The organism is Ruegeria sp. AD2(2025), assembly GCF_056542385.1.
Genome location: NZ_JBQFZS010000002.1, coordinates 419,140 through 437,910, shown reverse-complemented (window position 1 = coordinate 437,910; position 18,771 = coordinate 419,140). Strand labels below are relative to the sequence as shown.

16 protein-coding genes are annotated in these 18,771 nt (G+C 61.7%); 13 read left to right on the top strand and 3 right to left on the bottom strand.

Features of this window, described 5'->3' with window-relative positions:
- Positions 1-2: 2 nt before the first annotated feature.
- Positions 3-1,844, top strand: a complete 1,842-nt coding sequence (locus tag ACR1XV_RS07310; RefSeq protein ID WP_480529775.1) for a peptidyl-prolyl cis-trans isomerase — start codon at positions 3-5, stop codon at positions 1,842-1,844.
- 12 nt (positions 1,845-1,856) lie between these two features.
- Entirely contained in the window at positions 1,857-3,368 is a 1,512-nt protein-coding gene (gene trpE, locus ACR1XV_RS07305; protein WP_480529773.1) for an anthranilate synthase component I, read from the top strand.
- A gap of 31 nt (positions 3,369-3,399) precedes the next feature.
- Here the strand turns inward: trpE and ACR1XV_RS07300 are convergent, their stop codons facing one another.
- Positions 3,400-4,875 (bottom strand): divergent polysaccharide deacetylase family protein, encoded by a 1,476-nt coding sequence (locus ACR1XV_RS07300; RefSeq protein ID WP_480529771.1) that lies wholly within the window; start codon positions 4,873-4,875, stop codon positions 3,400-3,402.
- 197 nt (positions 4,876-5,072) lie between these two features.
- Here ACR1XV_RS07300 and ACR1XV_RS07295 point away from each other — a divergent pair, with 197 nt between their 5' ends.
- The 6 genes from ACR1XV_RS07295 (at position 5,073) to lexA (ending at position 9,890) form a co-directional block, all read left to right on the top strand.
- Entirely contained in the window at positions 5,073-5,654 is a 582-nt protein-coding gene (locus tag ACR1XV_RS07295) for an anthranilate synthase component II (RefSeq protein ID WP_480529769.1), read from the top strand.
- Entirely contained in the window at positions 5,651-6,670 is a 1,020-nt protein-coding gene (gene trpD, locus ACR1XV_RS07290; RefSeq protein WP_480529767.1) for an anthranilate phosphoribosyltransferase, read from the top strand. The genes ACR1XV_RS07295 and trpD overlap by 4 nt, the downstream gene beginning before the upstream one ends.
- Positions 6,667-7,479, top strand: a complete 813-nt coding sequence (gene trpC / locus ACR1XV_RS07285; RefSeq protein WP_480529765.1) for an indole-3-glycerol phosphate synthase TrpC — start codon at positions 6,667-6,669, stop codon at positions 7,477-7,479. Before trpD ends, trpC begins: the two co-directional genes overlap by 4 nt.
- Positions 7,479-7,952 (top strand): cyclic pyranopterin monophosphate synthase MoaC, encoded by a 474-nt coding sequence (gene moaC / locus ACR1XV_RS07280; protein ID WP_480529763.1) that lies wholly within the window; start codon positions 7,479-7,481, stop codon positions 7,950-7,952. Before trpC ends, moaC begins: the two co-directional genes overlap by 1 nt.
- Positions 7,949-9,121, top strand: coding sequence for a molybdopterin molybdotransferase MoeA (locus ACR1XV_RS07275; RefSeq protein WP_480529762.1), 1,173 nt, complete (start codon positions 7,949-7,951; stop codon positions 9,119-9,121). The genes moaC and ACR1XV_RS07275 overlap by 4 nt, the downstream gene beginning before the upstream one ends.
- A gap of 70 nt (positions 9,122-9,191) precedes the next feature.
- Complete coding sequence (gene lexA / locus ACR1XV_RS07270; protein ID WP_480529846.1) at positions 9,192-9,890, top strand: transcriptional repressor LexA; 699 nt, start codon at positions 9,192-9,194, stop codon at positions 9,888-9,890.
- On the opposite strand, the gene ACR1XV_RS07265 is transcribed toward lexA, so the two are convergent.
- Entirely contained in the window at positions 9,884-11,911 is a 2,028-nt protein-coding gene (locus ACR1XV_RS07265) for a ComEC/Rec2 family competence protein (protein ID WP_480529760.1), read from the bottom strand. The two genes, lexA and ACR1XV_RS07265, sit on opposite strands and share 7 nt — an antisense overlap.
- A gap of 77 nt (positions 11,912-11,988) precedes the next feature.
- Between ACR1XV_RS07265 and gltX the strand changes: the two genes are divergently transcribed.
- The 3 genes from gltX (at position 11,989) to ACR1XV_RS07250 (ending at position 15,927) form a co-directional block, all read left to right on the top strand.
- On the top strand, positions 11,989-13,389 hold the full coding sequence (gene gltX, locus ACR1XV_RS07260) for a glutamate--tRNA ligase (RefSeq protein ID WP_480529758.1): 1,401 nt from the start codon (positions 11,989-11,991) through the stop codon (positions 13,387-13,389).
- Positions 13,390-13,509: 120 nt separating this feature from the next.
- A complete protein-coding gene (gltA, locus tag ACR1XV_RS07255) occupies positions 13,510-14,805 on the top strand; it encodes a citrate synthase (protein WP_480529756.1) in 1,296 nt (431 codons plus the stop codon).
- A 180-nt stretch (positions 14,806-14,985) separates the two neighbouring features.
- Positions 14,986-15,927, top strand: a complete 942-nt coding sequence (locus ACR1XV_RS07250; RefSeq protein WP_480529755.1) for an autotransporter outer membrane beta-barrel domain-containing protein — start codon at positions 14,986-14,988, stop codon at positions 15,925-15,927.
- Positions 15,928-15,936: 9 nt separating this feature from the next.
- On the opposite strand, the gene ACR1XV_RS07245 is transcribed toward ACR1XV_RS07250, so the two are convergent.
- Complete coding sequence (locus ACR1XV_RS07245) at positions 15,937-17,004, bottom strand: PA0069 family radical SAM protein (RefSeq protein ID WP_480529753.1); 1,068 nt, start codon at positions 17,002-17,004, stop codon at positions 15,937-15,939.
- 307 nt (positions 17,005-17,311) lie between these two features.
- Between ACR1XV_RS07245 and ACR1XV_RS07240 the strand changes: the two genes are divergently transcribed.
- Positions 17,312-18,010, top strand: a complete 699-nt coding sequence (locus tag ACR1XV_RS07240; RefSeq protein ID WP_480529751.1) for a corrinoid protein — start codon at positions 17,312-17,314, stop codon at positions 18,008-18,010.
- 100 nt (positions 18,011-18,110) lie between these two features.
- Entirely contained in the window at positions 18,111-18,770 is a 660-nt protein-coding gene (locus tag ACR1XV_RS07235) for a DUF1638 domain-containing protein (RefSeq protein ID WP_480529750.1), read from the top strand.
- Position 18,771: the final 1 nt, after the last annotated feature.

The window sequence follows — 18,771 nt, the reverse complement described above, 5'->3', positions numbered from 1 at the left end:
CCATGGCCGCAGGCGTAAAAAAGCTATCCAAAACCTTTGTCTGGATTCTCATGGGCCTTCTGATGCTGGGCCTTGCAGGTTTTGGCGCAACCAGCCTGACCGGCACCGTGCGCACGGTCGCTCAGGTGGGCGACGAAAGTGTTTCGGTCGACGAGTATTTCCGCGAGTTGCAGCGCGAAATCCGCGCAGTTGAGGCACAAACCGGCCAACCGATGCAAATCTCGCAGGCCCATGATCTGGGGCTGGATCAACTTGCCCTGTCCCGTCTTGTAGCGCTGGCTGCGCTGGACAATGAGGTCGGTCAGCTTGGTATCTCGATTGGCGATGAGAACCTGCAGCGCGAGATCGTGCAAATCCCCTCGTTCCAGGGCGTCGATGGCACGTTCGACCGCGAGGCCTATCGCTTTCAACTGGATCAGGTCGGCATGTCCGACACCGAGTTCGAATCGGACCTGCGCAAGGAATCCGCGCGCACCATCGTTCAGGGCGCTGTCATGAGCGGTGTCGAAATGCCCCGCACCCTGACCGAGGCCCTGTCGAACTACGTCCTCGCCCGCCGCAGCTTTACCGTCGCTACTCTGTCGTCGGACGCTCTGGAAACCCCGGTGGCTGAACCGACGGACGCACAGGTGCAAGCATATTATGATGAGAACGCCGACCGTTTCACCCTGCCCCGCACCAAACGTCTGACCTATGCCATCCTGTCGCCCGAGATGCTGGTGGATAGTGTCGAGGTTGATGAGGATGCGCTGCGCCGCCTCTACGATCAGCGCTCGGACCAGTACAACCAGCCCGAGCGCCGTCTGGTCGAACGCCTGCCCTACCCCAGCGAGGCCGAGGCGACCGCAGCGCTGGCTCAACTGGAAGTCGGCGGCGCTGATTTTGAACAGCTGGTGCGGGATCGTCAGCTGGAACTCAGCGATGTCGATCTGGGCGACGTGACCCGCGAAGACCTTGGCGAGGCTGCAGACCGCGTATTCGCGGCAGAAATCGACGACGTTGTCGGCCCGCTGCCGTCGCTGTTTGGTCCTGCCCTGTTCCGCGTGAACGGCTCGCTGGCCGAAAACATAGTGACCTTCGAAGACGCCGAGCCTGAGCTGCGCGAAGAACTGGCCGCTGATCGCGCCCGTCGCCAGATCGAGGCGCTGGCCGAAGATATCAACGACCTGCTGGCCGGCGGGGCCACGCTGGAAGAGCTGGCTGGTGAGACCGAGATGGAGCTGGGCCAGATCGACTGGACCCAGCAAAGCGACGAAGGTGTTGCCGCCTATAACGGCTTCCGCGAGGCGGCTGTCGCCGTGCAGGACGGCGATTTCCCCGAGATCGCATTCCTCGAAGATGGCTCCATCTTTGCCCTGCGCCTGAACGAAGTGCTGCCGCAACGCCCCGAGCCGCTCGACAGCGCGCGGCCCCGGGTTGCAGGCGCATGGGTGCAGGATGAGATTGCAAAAGCATTGCAAAGTCAGGCCAATACGGTACTGACCCAGCTTGCAACCGATGGCGACTTCACCGCGACCGGCTTGCCGTTCCGCGTCGAGAATGCCCTGACCCGTACAGCGTTTCTTGACGATGTTCCGGCCGATTTCATGACCCAGGTTTTTGAAATGGAGCCCGCAGAGCTGCGCGTCATCCCCGGCAATGGCACAGCACTGATCGTGCGGTTGGACGAGGAACTGCCCCCCGCAGAAACCGACGAGCAGCGTCAGATGCAGGATGCGCTGGCAGCACAGCTCAATCAGGCGCTGGCGCAGAACATTTTTGATGTCTACGTGCGCAACGCCCGGACCCGCGCGCGCCCGGTGGTCGATCAGCAGGCGCTGAACGCAGTCCGGGCCAGCTATTGAACGAGACCTCAGATGGCCCTGACCCCGGATTATGACAGTTTCGCACGCGCCTACGACGCGGGCGAAAATCAGGTTGTCTACACCCGCCTTGCCGCCGATCTGGATACGCCGGTTTCGCTGATGCTCAAGCTGACGGGGGCGCAGAAAGACGCCTTCATGCTTGAATCTGTGACAGGCGGAGAGGTGCGCGGGCGCTATTCGATCATCGGTATGAAGCCCGATCTGGTCTGGCGCTGTCACGGCGAGACGTCCGCGCTGAACCGGTCCGCCCGCTTCGATGCCGAGGCGTTTCAGCCGCAGAATGGCAACCCGATGGACAACCTGCGCGACCTGCTGGCCGAAAGCCGCATCGCGCTGCCGGATGATCTGCCTCAGGCCGCGGCCGGGCTGTTCGGCTACCTGGGCTATGACATGGTGCGGTTGGTGGAATACCTGCCGGATGTGAACCCCGACCCGCTGGGCCTGCCGGATGCGATCATGTTGCGCCCCTCGGTCGTCGCCGTACTGGACGGCGTCAAGGGCGAGGTTACCGTGGTCTCGCCCGCATGGGTCAGCGAAGGCCAGTCCGCCAAGGCGGCCTATGCGCAGGCGGCTGAACGTGTGATGGACGCGGTGCGCGATCTGGAACGCGCGATGCCCGCCGAAACCCGCGATCTGGGTGAGGCGATTGAGGTCGGGCCTCCGGCCTCGAACTTCACCAAGTCGGGCTATATGGAGGCGGTCGAAAAGGCCAAGGAATACATCCGCGCGGGCGATATCTTTCAAGTCGTCCCGGCGCAACGCTGGACGCAGGATTTCCCGCAGCCGCCCTTTGCCCTGTACCGATCGCTGCGGCGCACCAACCCGTCGCCCTTCATGTTCTATTTCAACTTCGGCGGCTTTCAGGTTGTCGGGGCCAGCCCCGAAATCCTCGTGCGTGTCTTCGGCGACGAAGTCACCATTCGCCCCATCGCAGGCACCCGCCCGCGCGGCGCAACGCCCGAGGAAGACAAGGCCAATGAGGTCGATCTGCTGGCCGACCAGAAAGAACTGGCCGAGCATCTGATGCTGCTGGATCTGGGCCGAAACGACACCGGGCGCGTTTCGAAAATCGGCACCGTGCGCCCCACCGAAGAGTTCGTCATCGAACGCTACAGCCACGTGATGCATATCGTGTCAAACGTGGTCGGAGAGTTGGCCGAGGACAAAGACGCGCTGGACGCCTTCTTTGCCGGGATGCCAGCGGGCACTGTATCGGGAGCGCCCAAGGTGCGCGCGATGGAGATCATCGACGAGTTGGAGCCCGAGAAACGCGGCATCTATGGCGGCGGGGTCGGTTATTTCAGCGCGGGCGGCGACATGGATATGTGCATCGCGCTGCGAACGGCCATCGTGAAAGATCACAAGCTCTATATCCAGGCAGGCGGCGGCGTGGTCTATGACAGCGACCCCGAGGCGGAATACATGGAGACCGTGCACAAGTCGAACGCCATCCGCCGTGCGGCGGCAGATGCGGCGCGCTTTACCGGCAGCGGGAACGGTTAAACCCGACGCGGCGAGTTCACCGCCTGCCGCGTCAGGATCCCGATTCGTCTGGCTGGACTTCGTTCATCATCACCGCTGAGATCGGTGCCATCGCAACCCGGCCTCCGCGATCCTCAAGCCCCCACAGCAGCAGGGCCGAGATCGTTTCGGGGCGCAGGCGGCCCAGCATCACAACGGCCCCCTCCTGCCCGGCGCGGAAGGCCGCCTGATCCAGGAACCGCCGCATAACCTTGGGGTCCTGCTTGGCCCCATCAAAGTCCCGGAACACGACGCTCGACGGCACGCCATTGCGCGCGGCCAGCTTCTGTACCGTGTTCAGACCGTTATCCTGCGTAACCAGCCCACGCCCGGTATCGCCCGCAATCGCCGCCACCTGATCAGCCAGCTTGCGGTTGCCCTGAATGCCCGAGCCGACGCCTTCGAGAATACCAACGGTATCGGGCAGCTGATCCAGCCACACGGACAAGGACACCTCGGCATCCTGCGCGCTGGCGGCTTCGTGCATGTCGATCAGGGCCAGAACTTCGAACCCGGCCTCGCGATGGCGGGCCATCTTCTCGGCGGCATCAGGGTCCGAAGGGCTGATGGCGAAGCTCAGCGGATATGGAAAATCCTGCAACGCCTCAGCCCCGAACGCGCCTTCGTCGTCAATCAGAATAATCGACATCAGAGGCTTGGCTTCGGGGTTTTCAAAGCTGGCCGCGTGTTCCTCGATCGGTTTTCGCGCCACCGCGACCGGATCGGACGCCTCGGCGGGTGCGTCGTCGCGCTCGGTCAGCGGGACCACCCGTTTGCCGATCAATCCACCCGAAACCGTGGGGCCATCGCCCCGGATCTGTGGCAACGCCAGAACGCGGGGCTGGACGACCGGTCGGGTATCCTCTTCGCCCTCAACCGCGATTGGATTGTCTTGGGGTGCCGCCTCGGGCTGGGCAACCTGTGGTTCGGTGGCTTCTGGTTCGTCCTTCGGCACCTCGGGCTGCAGGGCCGCGATCTCGGGCTCCTCCTCAGCGGGCACCTCTTCGATCACTTCGGGCTCTGGGGTATGCTCGGGCTCCGGTGCCGGAGGCGCTTTGGCAAGCACCTCGGGATCGGCCTCTTGCAAAGGCGAGTCCGGGACCGGAGCCGGTGCCGGAGGCGCAGCGGGCGCGTCGGTTTGGACCGTCACAGTCGTCGTCGAACCAATCGCTGGCGCATCGGACCCGGCTGGCGCGGCGGCCGTTTCGGGGCGTTGACCGGGCTCTTGCTCGATCCCCGTCAGCGCATCAAGCGAATCCGTTTCCGCATCCGGGCTTTCCGGACCCGAGGGCGGCAGCTCGACCAGATCGGCATCCACTCCGGTATCGTCGACCTCGACCGGCTGCACAGGCGCCGGAGCCTCGGCCACCTGCGGCGCGTCCTCGGCCAGTTCCGGTTTGCGCGACAAAGGGGCCGTCAGCGACAGAACAGCGCCCAAAGCCAGCACCGAGACCGCCCCGGCGATCAGTCCACCGTAAAATCCGCCCATCGAAATCTCGCCTTTCGCGTTGTTTCTTGCCTCAACCGCCCCGGCGCCATCTGCTGCGGCGCTCACCCGTACGGCGTCAGGATCGGTATGTCCTCTTGACGCTGCCGCACAAGCCTGAGCATGTATGTTCCGACATCATACCGTGGCTATAGGCTGCATCGCCAGCCTGAAATGCCCATAGGAAGATAAGTGCCCAAATGCTGCTGCTGATCGACAACTATGACTCGTTTACCTACAACCTCGTTCACTACTTAGGTGAGCTTGGGGCAGAGATGGTCGTGCGCCGGAACGATGCGCTGGATGTGCAAGAAGCGATGGCGATGAACCCCGCTGGAATCCTGCTCAGCCCCGGCCCCTGCGACCCGGATCAGGCGGGCATTTGTCTGGCATTGACCGAGGCCGCCGCCGAGACACAGACACCGCTGATGGGGGTTTGCCTTGGTCATCAGACCATCGGTCAGGCTTTTGGCGGCCAGGTCGTGCGGTGCCATGAGATCGTGCATGGCAAGATGGGCACGATGAACCACACCGGCAAAGGCGTTTTTGCCGGGCTACCATCGCCTTTTGAGGCCACACGCTATCATTCGCTGGTTGTCGATCGCGACACCCTGCCCGACTGTCTTGAGATCACGGCAGAGCTTGAGGATGGCACCATTATGGGCCTGCAACACCGCGAATTGCCGATCCACGGTGTGCAGTTCCATCCCGAATCCATCGCGTCCGAGCATGGTCATGCCCTGCTCAAGAATTTCCTGAATGAGATGAAAGTCCCCGCATGAGCGACGCTCTGAAACCGCTGATCGGCGCTGCGGCGGATCGGCCTCTGACCCGTGCCGAGGCTGAACAGGCCTTTGGCATCCTCTTTGACGGTGCCGCGACGCCCAGCCAGATCGGCGGGCTGCTGATGGCCATGCGCACGCGGGGCGAAACGGTGGACGAATACGCCGCCGCCGCCGCCGTGATGCGCGCGAAATGTAACGCGGTTAAGGCTCCGGCGGGTGCGATTGATATCGTTGGCACCGGTGGCGACGGCAAAGGCACCCTGAATATCTCGACCGCGACGGCCTTTGTCACGGCGGGTGCCGGGGTCACAGTGGCCAAGCATGGCAACCGGAACCTGAGTTCCAAATCGGGCGCGGCGGATGCGCTGGGACAACTCGGAATCAACGTGATGGTCGGGCCGCAAGTGGTTGAAAAAGCTCTGCAAGAAGTCGGGATAGGCTTCATGATGGCCCCCATGCACCATCCCGCGATCGCCCATGTCATGCCCTCGCGGCAGGAACTTGGGACGCGTACGATCTTTAACATTCTGGGCCCGCTTACCAACCCCGCAGGCGTCAAACGCCAGCTGACGGGGGCGTTCAGCCGCGACCTGATCCGCCCCATGGCCGAAACGCTGGGCCTGTTGGGCGCAGAACATGCCTGGCTGGTCCACGGGTCAGACGGCACGGATGAGCTGACAATCACCGGCGTCAGCTGGGTCGCCTCGGTCGAGGACGGCACAGTCAAAGAGGTCGAGATTCATCCCGAGGACGCAGGCCTGCCGGTACACCCGTTCGAAGATATCCTCGGCGGCACACCCGAGGAAAACGCAGTCGCCTTCCGCGCTTTGCTGGACGGGCAACCCTCGGCCTATCGCGACGCGGTGCTGCTGAACTCCGCCGCCGCTCTGGTCGTGGCCGATGCCGCAGACGACCTGCGCGAAGGTGTCGCCATGGCACGCGAAAGCATCGACAGCGGCAAGGCGCGGGACAAAATCAACGCTCTGGCACGCATTACACAGGAAGCCGCATGACCGAGACCGTTCTGGACAGGATTAAAGCCTACAAGCTGGAAGAAATCGCTTTAGACAAGGCGCATAAATCACTGGAAACGCTGGAATCCGAGGCGCGCAATGCGCCGGAAGTGCGCGGTTTCGCCAAGGCGCTGCAGACCGCCACCCGCACCGGTTACGGGCTGATTGCAGAGGTCAAAAAGGCCAGCCCCTCGAAGGGCTTGATCCGAGAGGATTTCGACCCGCCTGCTCTGGCCCAAGCCTATGAAGACGGCGGCGCCGCCTGCCTTTCGGTGCTGACCGACACGCCCAGCTTTCAGGGTGCCAAAGAGTTTCTGACCGAAGCGCGCGCAGCCTGTTCGCTGCCTGCGCTGCGCAAGGATTTCATGTATGACTCCTATCAGGTGGTCGAGGCCCGTGCGTTGGGTGCTGACTGCATCCTGATCATCATGGCTTCGGTCGAGGATGCACAGGCGGCAGAGCTTGAGCAGACCGCCTTTGACTGGGGTATGGATGTTCTGATCGAGGTGCATGACGCCGCAGAACTTGAGCGCGCGACGCAGTTGAAAAGCCCCCTGATCGGGATAAATAACCGTAATCTCAAGACGTTCGAGACCAGTCTTGATACAACGCGGCACCTGTCGAAACTGGTGCCTGCAGACCGGACCATCGTTTGCGAAAGCGGACTGAGCACGCCCGCCGATCTGGCCGATATCGCCCGCTATGGCGCGCGATGCTTCCTGATCGGCGAAAGCCTGATGCGGCAGGAGGACGTCGCCTCGGCCACCCGAAACCTGCTCGCCAACCCGCTGATCCCGGGGGTGATGTGATGCCGCTGACGCACTTCGACGCTCAGGGTCAGGCCCATATGGTTGACGTCTCGGACAAGGCGGTGACTGACCGGGTTGCTGTTGCAGCAGGCCACATCAAGATGGCCCAGGAAACCTTTGATCTTATTTCAGAAGGTCGCGCCAAAAAGGGCGATGTGCTGGGCGTTGCGCGGCTTGCCGGGATCATGGGGGCAAAGAAAACGCCGGACCTGATCCCACTCTGCCATCCGTTGCCCGTGACCAAGGTGGCCGTGGAATTGACACTGGACCCGGACCTGCCGGGCGTGCGGATCGAGGCGACCGTCAAGACCTCGGGCCAAACCGGGGTCGAGATGGAGGCGCTGACTGCAGTCTCGACGGCGGCTCTGACGGTCTATGACATGACCAAGGCGGTCGACAAGGCGATGGAGATCGGTGGTATCCGCGTTCTCCTGAAAGATGGCGGTAAATCAGGCCGCTACGAGGCGACATGATCTCAGTCGAAGACGCCCGCGCGCTACTTTTTGACCTTGTTTCTCCGTTGCCTGCTGAGACTGTTCCCCTGATCGACGCTGCGGGGCGCGTACTGGCGCAGAACGTTGCGGCCACTCGAGATCAGCCTCCCTTTGCCGCGTCCTCTATGGATGGCTACGCGGTTAAGGCGACCGAGGTTGAACTGCACGCCATGTTCAAACTTGTGGGCGAAGCGGCGGCAGGTAAGCGATTTGAGGGCACGGTCGGACCCGGCCAGGCGGTCCGCATCTTCACCGGCGCGCCCGTGCCCGATGGCGCGGATTTTGTGGTCATTCAGGAAGACATCGACCGACGCGGCGATCTGATCACCATTACGGATGCACCCGGCCCGAAAACCAACATTCGTCCCGCAGGCGTCGATTTCGCCATTGGTGCGCAAATCTCGGCACCACGACGTCTCCGCCCTGAAGATGTCGCTTTGATGTCGGCGATGAACATCGCCTCGGTCCCAGTGACGCGCAAACCGGTGGTGGCGCTGATCTCAACCGGCAATGAATTGGTGATGCCCGGCGAGACCCCCGGCCCCGATCAGATCATCGCCTCAAATACCTTTGGCCTCAAGGCGTTACTCGAGGAAGCTGGCGCGCATGTGCGTGTGTTACCCATCGCGCAGGACACGGTCGCGTCGCTGGAAACCGCCTTCGGTCTGGCACGGGGCGCTGATCTGGTGGTCGCGATCGGCGGGGCCTCGGTCGGCGAATATGATCTGGTCTCGGATGTTTCCGAAGCGCTGGGGATGGAGCGGTCTTTCTACAAAATCCGCATGCGTCCGGGCAAACCACTGATGGCAGGTCGGCTTGGCGATGCGGCCATGGTTGGTCTGCCGGGAAACCCGGTCAGCGCGATGGTCTGCGGCTATCTGTTCCTGATCCCGATGGTGCGGCGCATGTTGGGGATCGAGCAGATTCTGAACCCGTTCAAACGCGCGCGCCTGTCTGCGCCCATCGCTCAGAATGGCCCGCGAGAGCACTATATGCGGGCGGTTCTGGATCAGGATGGCATCCGTGCCTGTGATGATCAGGACAGCTCACTGCTCAGCGTTCTGGCGCAGGCCAATGCGCTGCTGGTGCGCCAGCCGCATGACCCGCCGCGCGATGCGGGGGACGAGGTGCTGTACCTGCCGATCTAGCAAATCCGTTGACACAAAACGTGAACATGCGTAGAACAAAAGAAAACGCATGAGCGATGAGGTGCGAGCGATGCTGACCAAGAAGCAATTGGATTTGCTGGAATTCATCCACAAACGCGTGCAGGCGGACGGTGTTCCGCCCAGTTTTGATGAAATGAAGGCCGCGTTGGACTTGCGGTCGAAATCCGGCATCCACCGTCTGATCACCGCCTTGGAGGAACGCGGCTTTATCCGCCGCCTCGCCCACCGGGCCCGCGCGATCGAAATCGTGAAGCTGCCCGAGAGCTTGGGCGGCGAACCGACCGCAGGTTTCAAACCCCGCGTGATCGAAGGCGACCGTCCCGAAGGGCCTCGCCCGGCGAATTTCGAGCCGGTGACAGTGGATGCGCTGGAGCTGCCGGTCATGGGCCGCATCGCCGCCGGTGTCCCGATTGAGGCGATCAGCCATGTCTCGCATCGGGTTGCCGTGCCGGGCTCAATGGTTTCGGGCGCGGGCGAGCACTATGCGCTTGAGGTGCGCGGAGATTCGATGATCGACGCTGGCATCAATGATGGCGACGTCGTGGTAATCCGAGAAACGTCTGCTGCGGACAACGGAGATATCGTTGTCGCCTTGGTCGAGGATCAGGAGGCCACCTTGAAGCGCTTTTTCCGGCGCGGTCAGGCCATCGCGCTTGAGGCTGCGAACCCGGCCTATGAGACACGCGTTTTGCCCGAGGACAAGGTGAAGGTGCAGGGTCGCCTCGTGGGCCTGATCCGCAGCTACTGATCAGGTTTGGGCGACCAGAGCCGGTCGCCCGAAACCGCAGCGCTGCTGCGCAGACGCCCGTCGGACAGGGCAAGACTGCCTGTCTTTCTGAGCTTTTCAGGATCGTAAATCCAACAGTCGCCGGTCAGTGCCAGTGACACGGGCGCGACGATAATCTGGTCTTTCCGGCATTCATCAAAGGTGCCTGCGGCTCTTTTGCCCGTGATGTGGATCAGTTCCTTGCTGCCGAGCAGATAGCGCTGAATACCACCCGTGGCTTCGGGCCACCGCTGCGCCGCCTGCAGCTGGTCTGTCCCGTCGCCGTCATTTTCCAGCCAGACCGATGCGACGAAACCGCTGCCTTTCTGTTTGCTGAGCGCGCGGCCCCGCTCGGTCATGACGCCGACCAGGCCACCGGTCTCGGCGATCAGGACCTCGGGCCGCTGCCCCTGCCCCCAGAGCGCCAGCACCGCAACCGCCGGTATTGCACCCAGCCAACGCGCACGTCCCCGCCACAGTATGAGCCATAAAAGTGCAATCGCCAGCACCGGCAACAGAAACCCAGGCGGGCTGGCCACGTAGCCTTGTGCCCCATCCAGGGTCGACACCCGATCTGCGACGGTCAAGATCCAGCGCAGCCCCGCTCCCATCACCTGCAACGCCAGTGCTTCAAGCCCAAAAGGTGCGAGCAGCGCTGCGACCACAGCCGCCGGAACGACCACCGTCCCCATGACGGGTACCGACAGCAGGTTCGCCAGCAACCCGTAATGCGACATCGTGTTGAAATGCGCGGCCCCGATCGGGGCGGTGGCCAGCCCGGCGATGGCCGAGGACATCAGCAGAGCAACCACCGGCCGCAGCCACGTCGGCCCCGGTAACGGCCCGTAGTCCCGCAGCCCGCCGAAGACAGCAACCAGCGCTGTCGTTGCTGCAAAAGACATCTGGAACCCCGGGCTCAACAGCGTCTCGGGCCGCATCGTCAGGACGATCAGGGCCGCAATCGCCACGGCCCGCAGAGATATTGCCCGGCGGTCCAACAGCACCGCACCTAGCATGACGCAAACCATGACAAAGGCGCGTTCGGTCGCCACGTTGCCGCCCGACAGGAACAGATAGATCGTCGCCGCGACCAAGGCGCAGATCGCCGCCAGCTTGCGCACCGGCAGCCGCAGGGCCACCGCAGGCAGCATAGACAACCCGATCCGGCAGGCCATAAAAACGAAACCGGTCAGCAGGCCCATATGCAGACCCGAAATCGCCAGCAGATGCGCCAGGTTCGAGGCCCGCAGTTTCTCCAGCGACCCCTGGCCCATCCCGCTCCGGTCGCCGGTGGTGACAGCGGCGGCGAACCCTCCGGTCTCGCCCGGCAGGATAGCGCGCACGCGATCCGAGATCGCCATGCGCCAAGCTGTAACCCGAACCCCGCCCTGCGCCCCTGCCGCAGGCGCGGAGGTCAGGACCGGGACGCGGGTATAGCCAACCGCGCCAAGCCGTTGAAACCACGCATGACGGCGGAAATCGAAGCCTCCGGGTTCAACCGGACCCTGAGGCGGTGACAAGTGTGCTGTGGTCATGATCCGCTGCCCGGGTGCCAGATGCACATTATCACCATGCACGGACAGCCGGACGCGCCGCGGCTTCTGATCTGCAGGAACGTCCCCGATCCGCACCTGATCCAGAGTGATCCGCAGCGCATCCGACGCAGAGCGGTCCAGCGCCACGACCCGCCCCTCGACCGGGCCATAGTAGCGCCATTGCAGAACCGGCTCTGCAACCTTGTGAGCCCTCGCACCCGCAAGCAGAAACCCAGCCGCAATCAGCGCTGTAGCAACAGCAAGCGGCGACCAGGCAGCGCCCATCCGGTGACTTGCCAACACACAGCAAAGCACCAGAGCGGCAGCAGCGCCATAGAGCCCCAGTCCGGGTTCAAACCGCAGGCTAAAATAGCAACCGATTCCCACCGCCAGACAGACCGGCGACCATGGAAACAGATGCCCGCGTTGGTTCAGCAATGCAGCGGTGGCCCGTGCCAGAACACGCATGGTTGCCCCCGTCCTTCGGGCTGGGTAGATAGTCGCAAAACTATGCCGCTAAGGTTACCAAAAGGTTAATCCACACAATGTCCGATCAGGTCGTCACCCGTTTTGCCCCCTCTCCTACCGGTTTTCTGCATATCGGCGGCGCGCGCACCGCGCTGTTCAACTGGCTGTATGCGCGGGGTCGTGGCGGCAAGTTCCTGCTGCGGATCGAGGATACCGACCGCGAACGCTCGACCCCCGAAGCGACGGCGGCGATTTTGCAAGGTATGGCGTGGCTGGGGCTGGACCACGACGGCGACGTGATCAGCCAGTTCGAAGGGGCCGCCCGGCACGCCGAGGTCGCGCAGCAGCTTCTCGCCGAAGGCAAGGCCTATAAGTGTTTCTCGACGCAAGACGAAATCGCGGCCTTCCGCGAACAAGCCCGGGCCGAGGGTAGATCAACGCTGTTCCGCAGTCCGTGGCGGGATGCTGATCCGGCCTCGCACCCCGATGCACCGTTTGCAATCCGCATCAGGGCCCCGCAGGATGGGGCAACCGTGATCCGCGATCAGGTGCAGGGTGATGTGACCATCCGCAACGATCAGCTGGACGACATGATCCTGCTGCGCTCGGACGGGACGCCAGTCTACATGCTGGCCGTTGTGGTGGACGATCATGATATGGGCGTCACCCACGTGATCCGGGGCGATGATCACCTCAACAACGCCGCCCGGCAGATGATGATCTACGAGGCGATGGGCTGGGATGTTCCGGTCTGGGCGCATATCCCGCTGATCCACGGGCCCGACGGCAAGAAGCTTTCGAAACGCCACGGCGCGCTTGGTGCGCAGGAATATCAGGCGATGGGCTACCCCGCCGCCGGGATGCGGAACTATCTGGCGCGTCTGGGCTGGAGCCACGGAGACGACGAATTCTTCACCGACGCGCAGGCGCAGGAGTGGTTCGATCTGGACGGAATCGGCAAAAGCCCCGCGCGGTTCGACCTGAAAAAGCTCGAGAACCTCTGTGGACAGCATATCGCCGTCTCGGATGATGCTGCGTTGCGGCAGGAAATCCAGGCATATCTGGCTGCTGCAGACCTGCCCTCGTTAAGCGATGCACAATCTGGTGATCTGGAACGTGCGATGTATTGCCTCAAGGATCGGGCACGGACCTTCCCGGAACTTCTTGAAAAGGCTCACTTTGCGCTCACGTCACGCCCGATTTCGCCAGATGAGAAAGCCGCAAATGCGCTGGCGTCTGTATCCGACGGTATACTGGAAGAATTGACGCCGCATCTGCAAAATGTTAGCTGGTCCCGGAACGAGCTGGAGGAGGCTCTGAATTCCTTCGCCAAAGCGAAAGGGATCAAGTTCGGCAAGCTGGCGGGTCCGCTACGTGCGGTGCTGGCCGGTCGGGCAGTCACACCTTCGGTTTTTGACATGATGCTCGTGCTGGGGCGGGATGAAACCCTGGCGCGGCTTTCTGATGCAGCGACTTAAACCCGATCTTCATATTAGGGTAACGCTGCTCCGCTAACACCCGGACTGCGCGCCCGCGCGCAGCCGTTGCCCGCAGCGTCGGACAGCGACCCGACATGCGCATGAATGAGGAAGGGACAAATGACCGATAGCCAAAAAACAGCGACCCTGACTGTCCACGGCAACACGTACGAGCTGCCGATCCACTCGCCCACCGCGGGCCCCGATGTCATCGACATCCGCAAACTTTATGGTCAGGCCGACGTGTTCACTTATGATCCCGGCTTTACCTCGACTGCCAGCTGCGACAGCACAATCACGTTTATCGATGGTGAAAAGGGTGAGTTGCTGCATCGCGGCTATCCGATTGATCAATTGGCGGAAAAATCTCACTTCCTCGAAGTGTGTTATCTGCTGCTGTACGGTGAGCTGCCGGTCGCAAAAGATCTTGAGAAATTCGAGACCACGATCACCCGCCACACGATGCTGCACGAGCAGATGCAGTATTTCTATCGCGGCTTCCGCCGTGACGCGCATCCGATGGCGATCATGGTGGGCGTTGTGGGCGCGATGTCGGCCTTCTATCACGACTCGACCGACATCACCGACCCGCGCCAGCGCGAGATCGCCTCGCACCGGCTGCTGGCCAAGATGCCGACCATCGCGGCCTGGGCCTATAAGTATCACATCGGCCAGCCGTTCATCTATCCGCGCAACGACCTGGATTATGCCTCGAACTTCCTGCGCATGTGCTTTGGCGTGCCGTCCGAGGAATATGAGGTCAACCCGATCCTCAGCCGCGCGATGGACCGGATCTTTACGCTGCATGCCGATCACGAACAGAACGCGTCGACCTCGACCGTGCGTCTGGCGTCGTCTTCGGGTGCGAACCCGTTTGCCTGTATCGCCGCGGGCATCGCCTGCCTCTGGGGTCCGGCGCATGGCGGTGCCAACCAGGCCTGCCTTGAGATGCTGGAGGAGATCGGGACCGTCGACCGCATCCCCGAATACATCGCCCGCGCCAAGGACAAGAGCGATCCGTTCCGCCTGATGGGCTTTGGTCACCGGGTCTACAAGAATTTCGACCCACGCGCCAAGGTGATGAAGCAGTCGGCGGACGAAGTGCTGGACCTGCTGGGAATTGAAGATAACCCCAAATTGCAGGTCGCCAAGGCGTTGGAAAAACAGGCTCTGGAAGATCCGTATTTTGCCGAGAAGAAGCTGTTCCCGAACGTGGACTTCTATTCGGGCATCATCCTTGAGGCGATGGGTTTCCCGACCTCGATGTTTACCCCGATCTTCGCGCTGTCGCGCACCGTGGGCTGGGTCAGCCAGTGGAAAGAGATGATCGCCGACCCGCAGAACAAGATCGGCCGTCCGCGCCAGCTGTATCTGGGCGAGACCACCCGGGATTATGTGGATATCGAAAACCGCTAAGCGCTGTTCGGCATCCCGATAACGCCTACACAACAAGCCTCGGTTCGCCGGGGCTTTGTCTTGTTGTGTGTCCGAAATGTAGCCTTAGTGGGAAATCTGCAGCTCCGGCCACCGCTTTACTTTGCAGCCATGGGTCTGCTGCCTAGTTTGCGTCAAAATTTCCGGCAGGTCTTCGAATCCATGCGTATCATTCTGATCATTCTGGCTTTCATGCTCAGCAGCCCCGTTGCAGCGCAGGACCTGCTTGAGAACGCGTTCGAAAAGCTGCAACGCGAAAACGCAGCCGGGTCGCTGGCCGTGATGGGGCTGGCTGGCATCCCTGACGATTCGGCCAGCGCGATTTCCCTGCAATCCGACACCAGAAATCGCGACTACGATTTCAAATCCGCGCAACTGGGTGGAGGTTTCCGGTTGAGCGAAGGTGTCCCGATCTATCTGGAGGGATATATCGGATACGCCCGGTACGACCCGGTGCTGACGTTCAGCGGTACGGACCAGACCACAGCTCTGCCGTTGAAATGGACCAGCGTCGTCGCGACCGGAGGCGTTGGATATCAGTTCGATCTGGGTGAGCGGTGGAAGGTGACTCCGATGGCCCATATCTCAGTTGGCCGGACCCAGTCCGATGCATCCGTGGCGACGCAGGTGATCGCCAATCGGCTGGGCATCGAAGGGGATTTCGTCGAAAGCGGAGGTCTGTGGGCCGGTGGCGCTGGGGGGTCGCTGACGCTCGACTACCACCTGCCTTTGAAAAACGACCGTGAATTCGAAGCGAGCCTGCGCCACACGCATATCGAATACTGGCCGATCGGCGACGACAAAGACCTGCTGGTTCAGTCCACCGCTGCCAATACGGTTCTGTGGACCCGGTATCGGTTCCCTACAGGCAAGCGGATGTTCGGTCGCCCTGTGCGCTGGGTCGGAGATTTGTCCCTGTCTTATCTGATAGGGGATCAATCCATTGTGCTTGGCACCGACTGGCTGGCCCGTGTTGGCGGCGGGGTCGAGGTGGACCTTTCGGACACATGGGTGCCATGGGTGACGACGACCCGGCTCATGGTGCGATACTATGGCAGCGACACGGTCAACGGGTTCACGGTCGGGCTGGGGATCAGTTTCTGAGCCTGCGGTTCAGAACAGCGACAACTGATCGCCCGGCTGCGGCGGACGCGCAAAATGCGCCGTGCTGAGTGGCGGCGTCCTGATGGCAAGCCCCAGTCTTTTGCAAGCCGCCTTGAAGCGCTGCGCAACCATTTGAGCATAGGTTCCCTCGCCCCGCATCCGGTGCCCCCAGCGCGGGTCATAGTCCTTGCCACCATGCATCTCGCGCAGCCGCGCCATCACCTTTTCGGCCCGGCCCGGCTGATGCTCGGCCAGCCAATCCTGCCACAGGTCCGAAACCTCGCGCGGCAGGCGCAGCATGATCCAGCTTGCCGCGTCGGCACCGGCGTCACGGCCTGCTTCAAGCAGCTGCTCAAGCTCGTGATCTGTCAGCCCCGGCACAATGGGCGAGGTCATCACTCGCACCGGCACTCCGGCCTCTGTCAGCCTTTGGATCATGCGAATCCTGCGCTGCGGGGATGGTGCCCGGGGCTCCATCCGGCGCGACAGATCCGCGTCCAGCGTGGTCAGCGAAATCCCGACGCGGACCAGATTCTTGCGCGCCATCGGGGCTAGAATATCCAGATCCCGCTCGATCAGCGCGCCTTTGGTCACGATGCCAATGGGATGACCGAACTCGCCCAGAACTTTCAGGCAGGACCTTGTTATTTCACGCGTTTTCTCGACCGGTTGGTAGGGGTCAGTATTGGTGCCCAACGCGATCGTGGCAACCTTGTACGAGCGCCGAGACAGTTCTTGCCGCAACACGTCTGCCGCATTGGGCCGCGCGACCAGGCGTGTTTCGAAATCCAGACCCGGCGACAGACCAAGATAGGCATGGGTCGGACGGGCAAAGCAATAAACGCAGCCATGTTCGCAACCCCTATAAGGATTGATCGACCGGTCAAAGGGCAAATCCGGCGACCGGTTATATGTGATCAGACTGCGGGCGACCTCATCCCGCACCTCGGTCCTCAGCGGCGGCAAGTCATCGGGCAAATCCCAGCCATCGTCGGCTGCTTCGGTCCCAAAACGTTCGAACCTACCGGTTGCGTTGGTAGTGGTGCCCCGCCCCGGCGTTTTCAGGTGATGCGGCATTTGTTCACTATATGTTCCATAGCTCAGATTTAGCTCAAATGCAGTTCCGCGACAAGATGAGCACATCGCTGCATCTGTCCTTGGACTGAAATGACAGTTGACAGAACGACGATCTGATGTGGAAAAATGAAAGGAATGCAGGATGATCTTGCAAATTATTCTGTCGCTGGTTGTCACATTTCCTCATATAGGTCGGTCTCGGATCGACCGAGGTCGCAATCGTCACAGTCGACCTGCGACGAAATGGCCAAAACGATAAAAATTGCCACCACGGGCCACGGGCCCGCCAAGCTCAGGGAAACGCTCCATGTCCGACGAAGAAGACATCGTCCTGTCCGAACTCAACGACGACGAACTTGTCGAACAGATGTTCGATGACCTTTATGACGGCCTGAAAGAGGAAATCGAGGAAGGTGTGAACATCCTGCTGGAACGCGGGTGGATGCCTTACGACATTCTGACCAAGGCCCTTGTCGGCGGCATGACCATCGTGGGCCATGACTTCCGCGACGGCATCCTGTTCGTTCCCGAAGTGCTGCTGGCCGCCAACGCAATGAAAGGCGGCATGGCGATCCTGAAGCCCTTGCTGGCCGAAACCGGCGCGCCGCGCGTCGGCAAGATGGTGATCGGCACCGTCAAGGGCGACATCCACGACATCGGCAAGAACCTCGTGTCGATGATGATGGAAGGCGCAGGTTTCGAAGTTGTCGATATCGGCATCAACAACCCGGTCGAGAACTATCTGGAAGCGCTGGAAAACGAAAAGCCGGATATTCTGGGCATGTCCGCCCTGCTGACGACTACCATGCCTTACATGAAAGTTGTGATCGACACGATGGTCGAACAAGGCCTGCGTGAAGAATACGTGGTTCTGGTTGGTGGCGCGCCGCTGAATGAAGAGTTCGGCAAAGCCATCGGCGCCGACGGTTACTGCCGCGATGCCGCTGTGGCCGTGGAAATGGCCAAGGACTTCATGTCGCGCAAGCACAACTCGCTGGCCGGCTGAGCCACAGACAATGCTGTGAGACAGGCCGTCCTGCAAAGGGGCGGCCTTTTTCGTCCGAGATGCGCGTACCTATGTGAAGTCAGCCCGGAGGAGAGATCAGATGACCGATGCCCCCCTGCCAGATGATGAAAGCCTGACCCGCCAGGGCTATGCCGCGCCCCACGCTGCCGAATCCATTCTTCTGATTGCCTGCGGGGCGTTGGCCCGCGAAATCCTGGACCTGAAGGAACGCAATGGCTGGGATCACATGGCGCTGACTTGCCTGCCCGCCATCCTGCATGTTCACCCCGAAAAGATCACGCAGGCCGTCGAAGAGGCCGTGGCCAAACACCGTGACAATTACGACCGCATCTACGTCGTCTATGCCGATTGCGGTACCGGCGGGTTGCTGCAAACCGCTTGTGAAAAACTGGGGGTCGAGATGATTCAAGGCCCCCATTGCTATTCCTTCTTCGAAGGAAACAGGACCTTTGCCGCCCATGGCGAAGATGAGACGACTGCGTTTTATCTGACCGATTTTCTGGCCCGGCAGTTCGACGCCTTCGTCTGGAAACCTCTGGGTCTCGACCGCCATCCCGAGCTGCGAGATATGTATTTCGGCAATTACACCAAACTGGTCTATCAAGCGCAGACGGATAATCCCGACCTCACCCGCCGCGCACAGGACTGTGCCCAACGCATGGGGCTTGAGTTCGAACGTCGCCTGACCGGTTACGGTGATCTTGAGACCACCTTGTCAGATTGGGCGACGCGCGACTGAC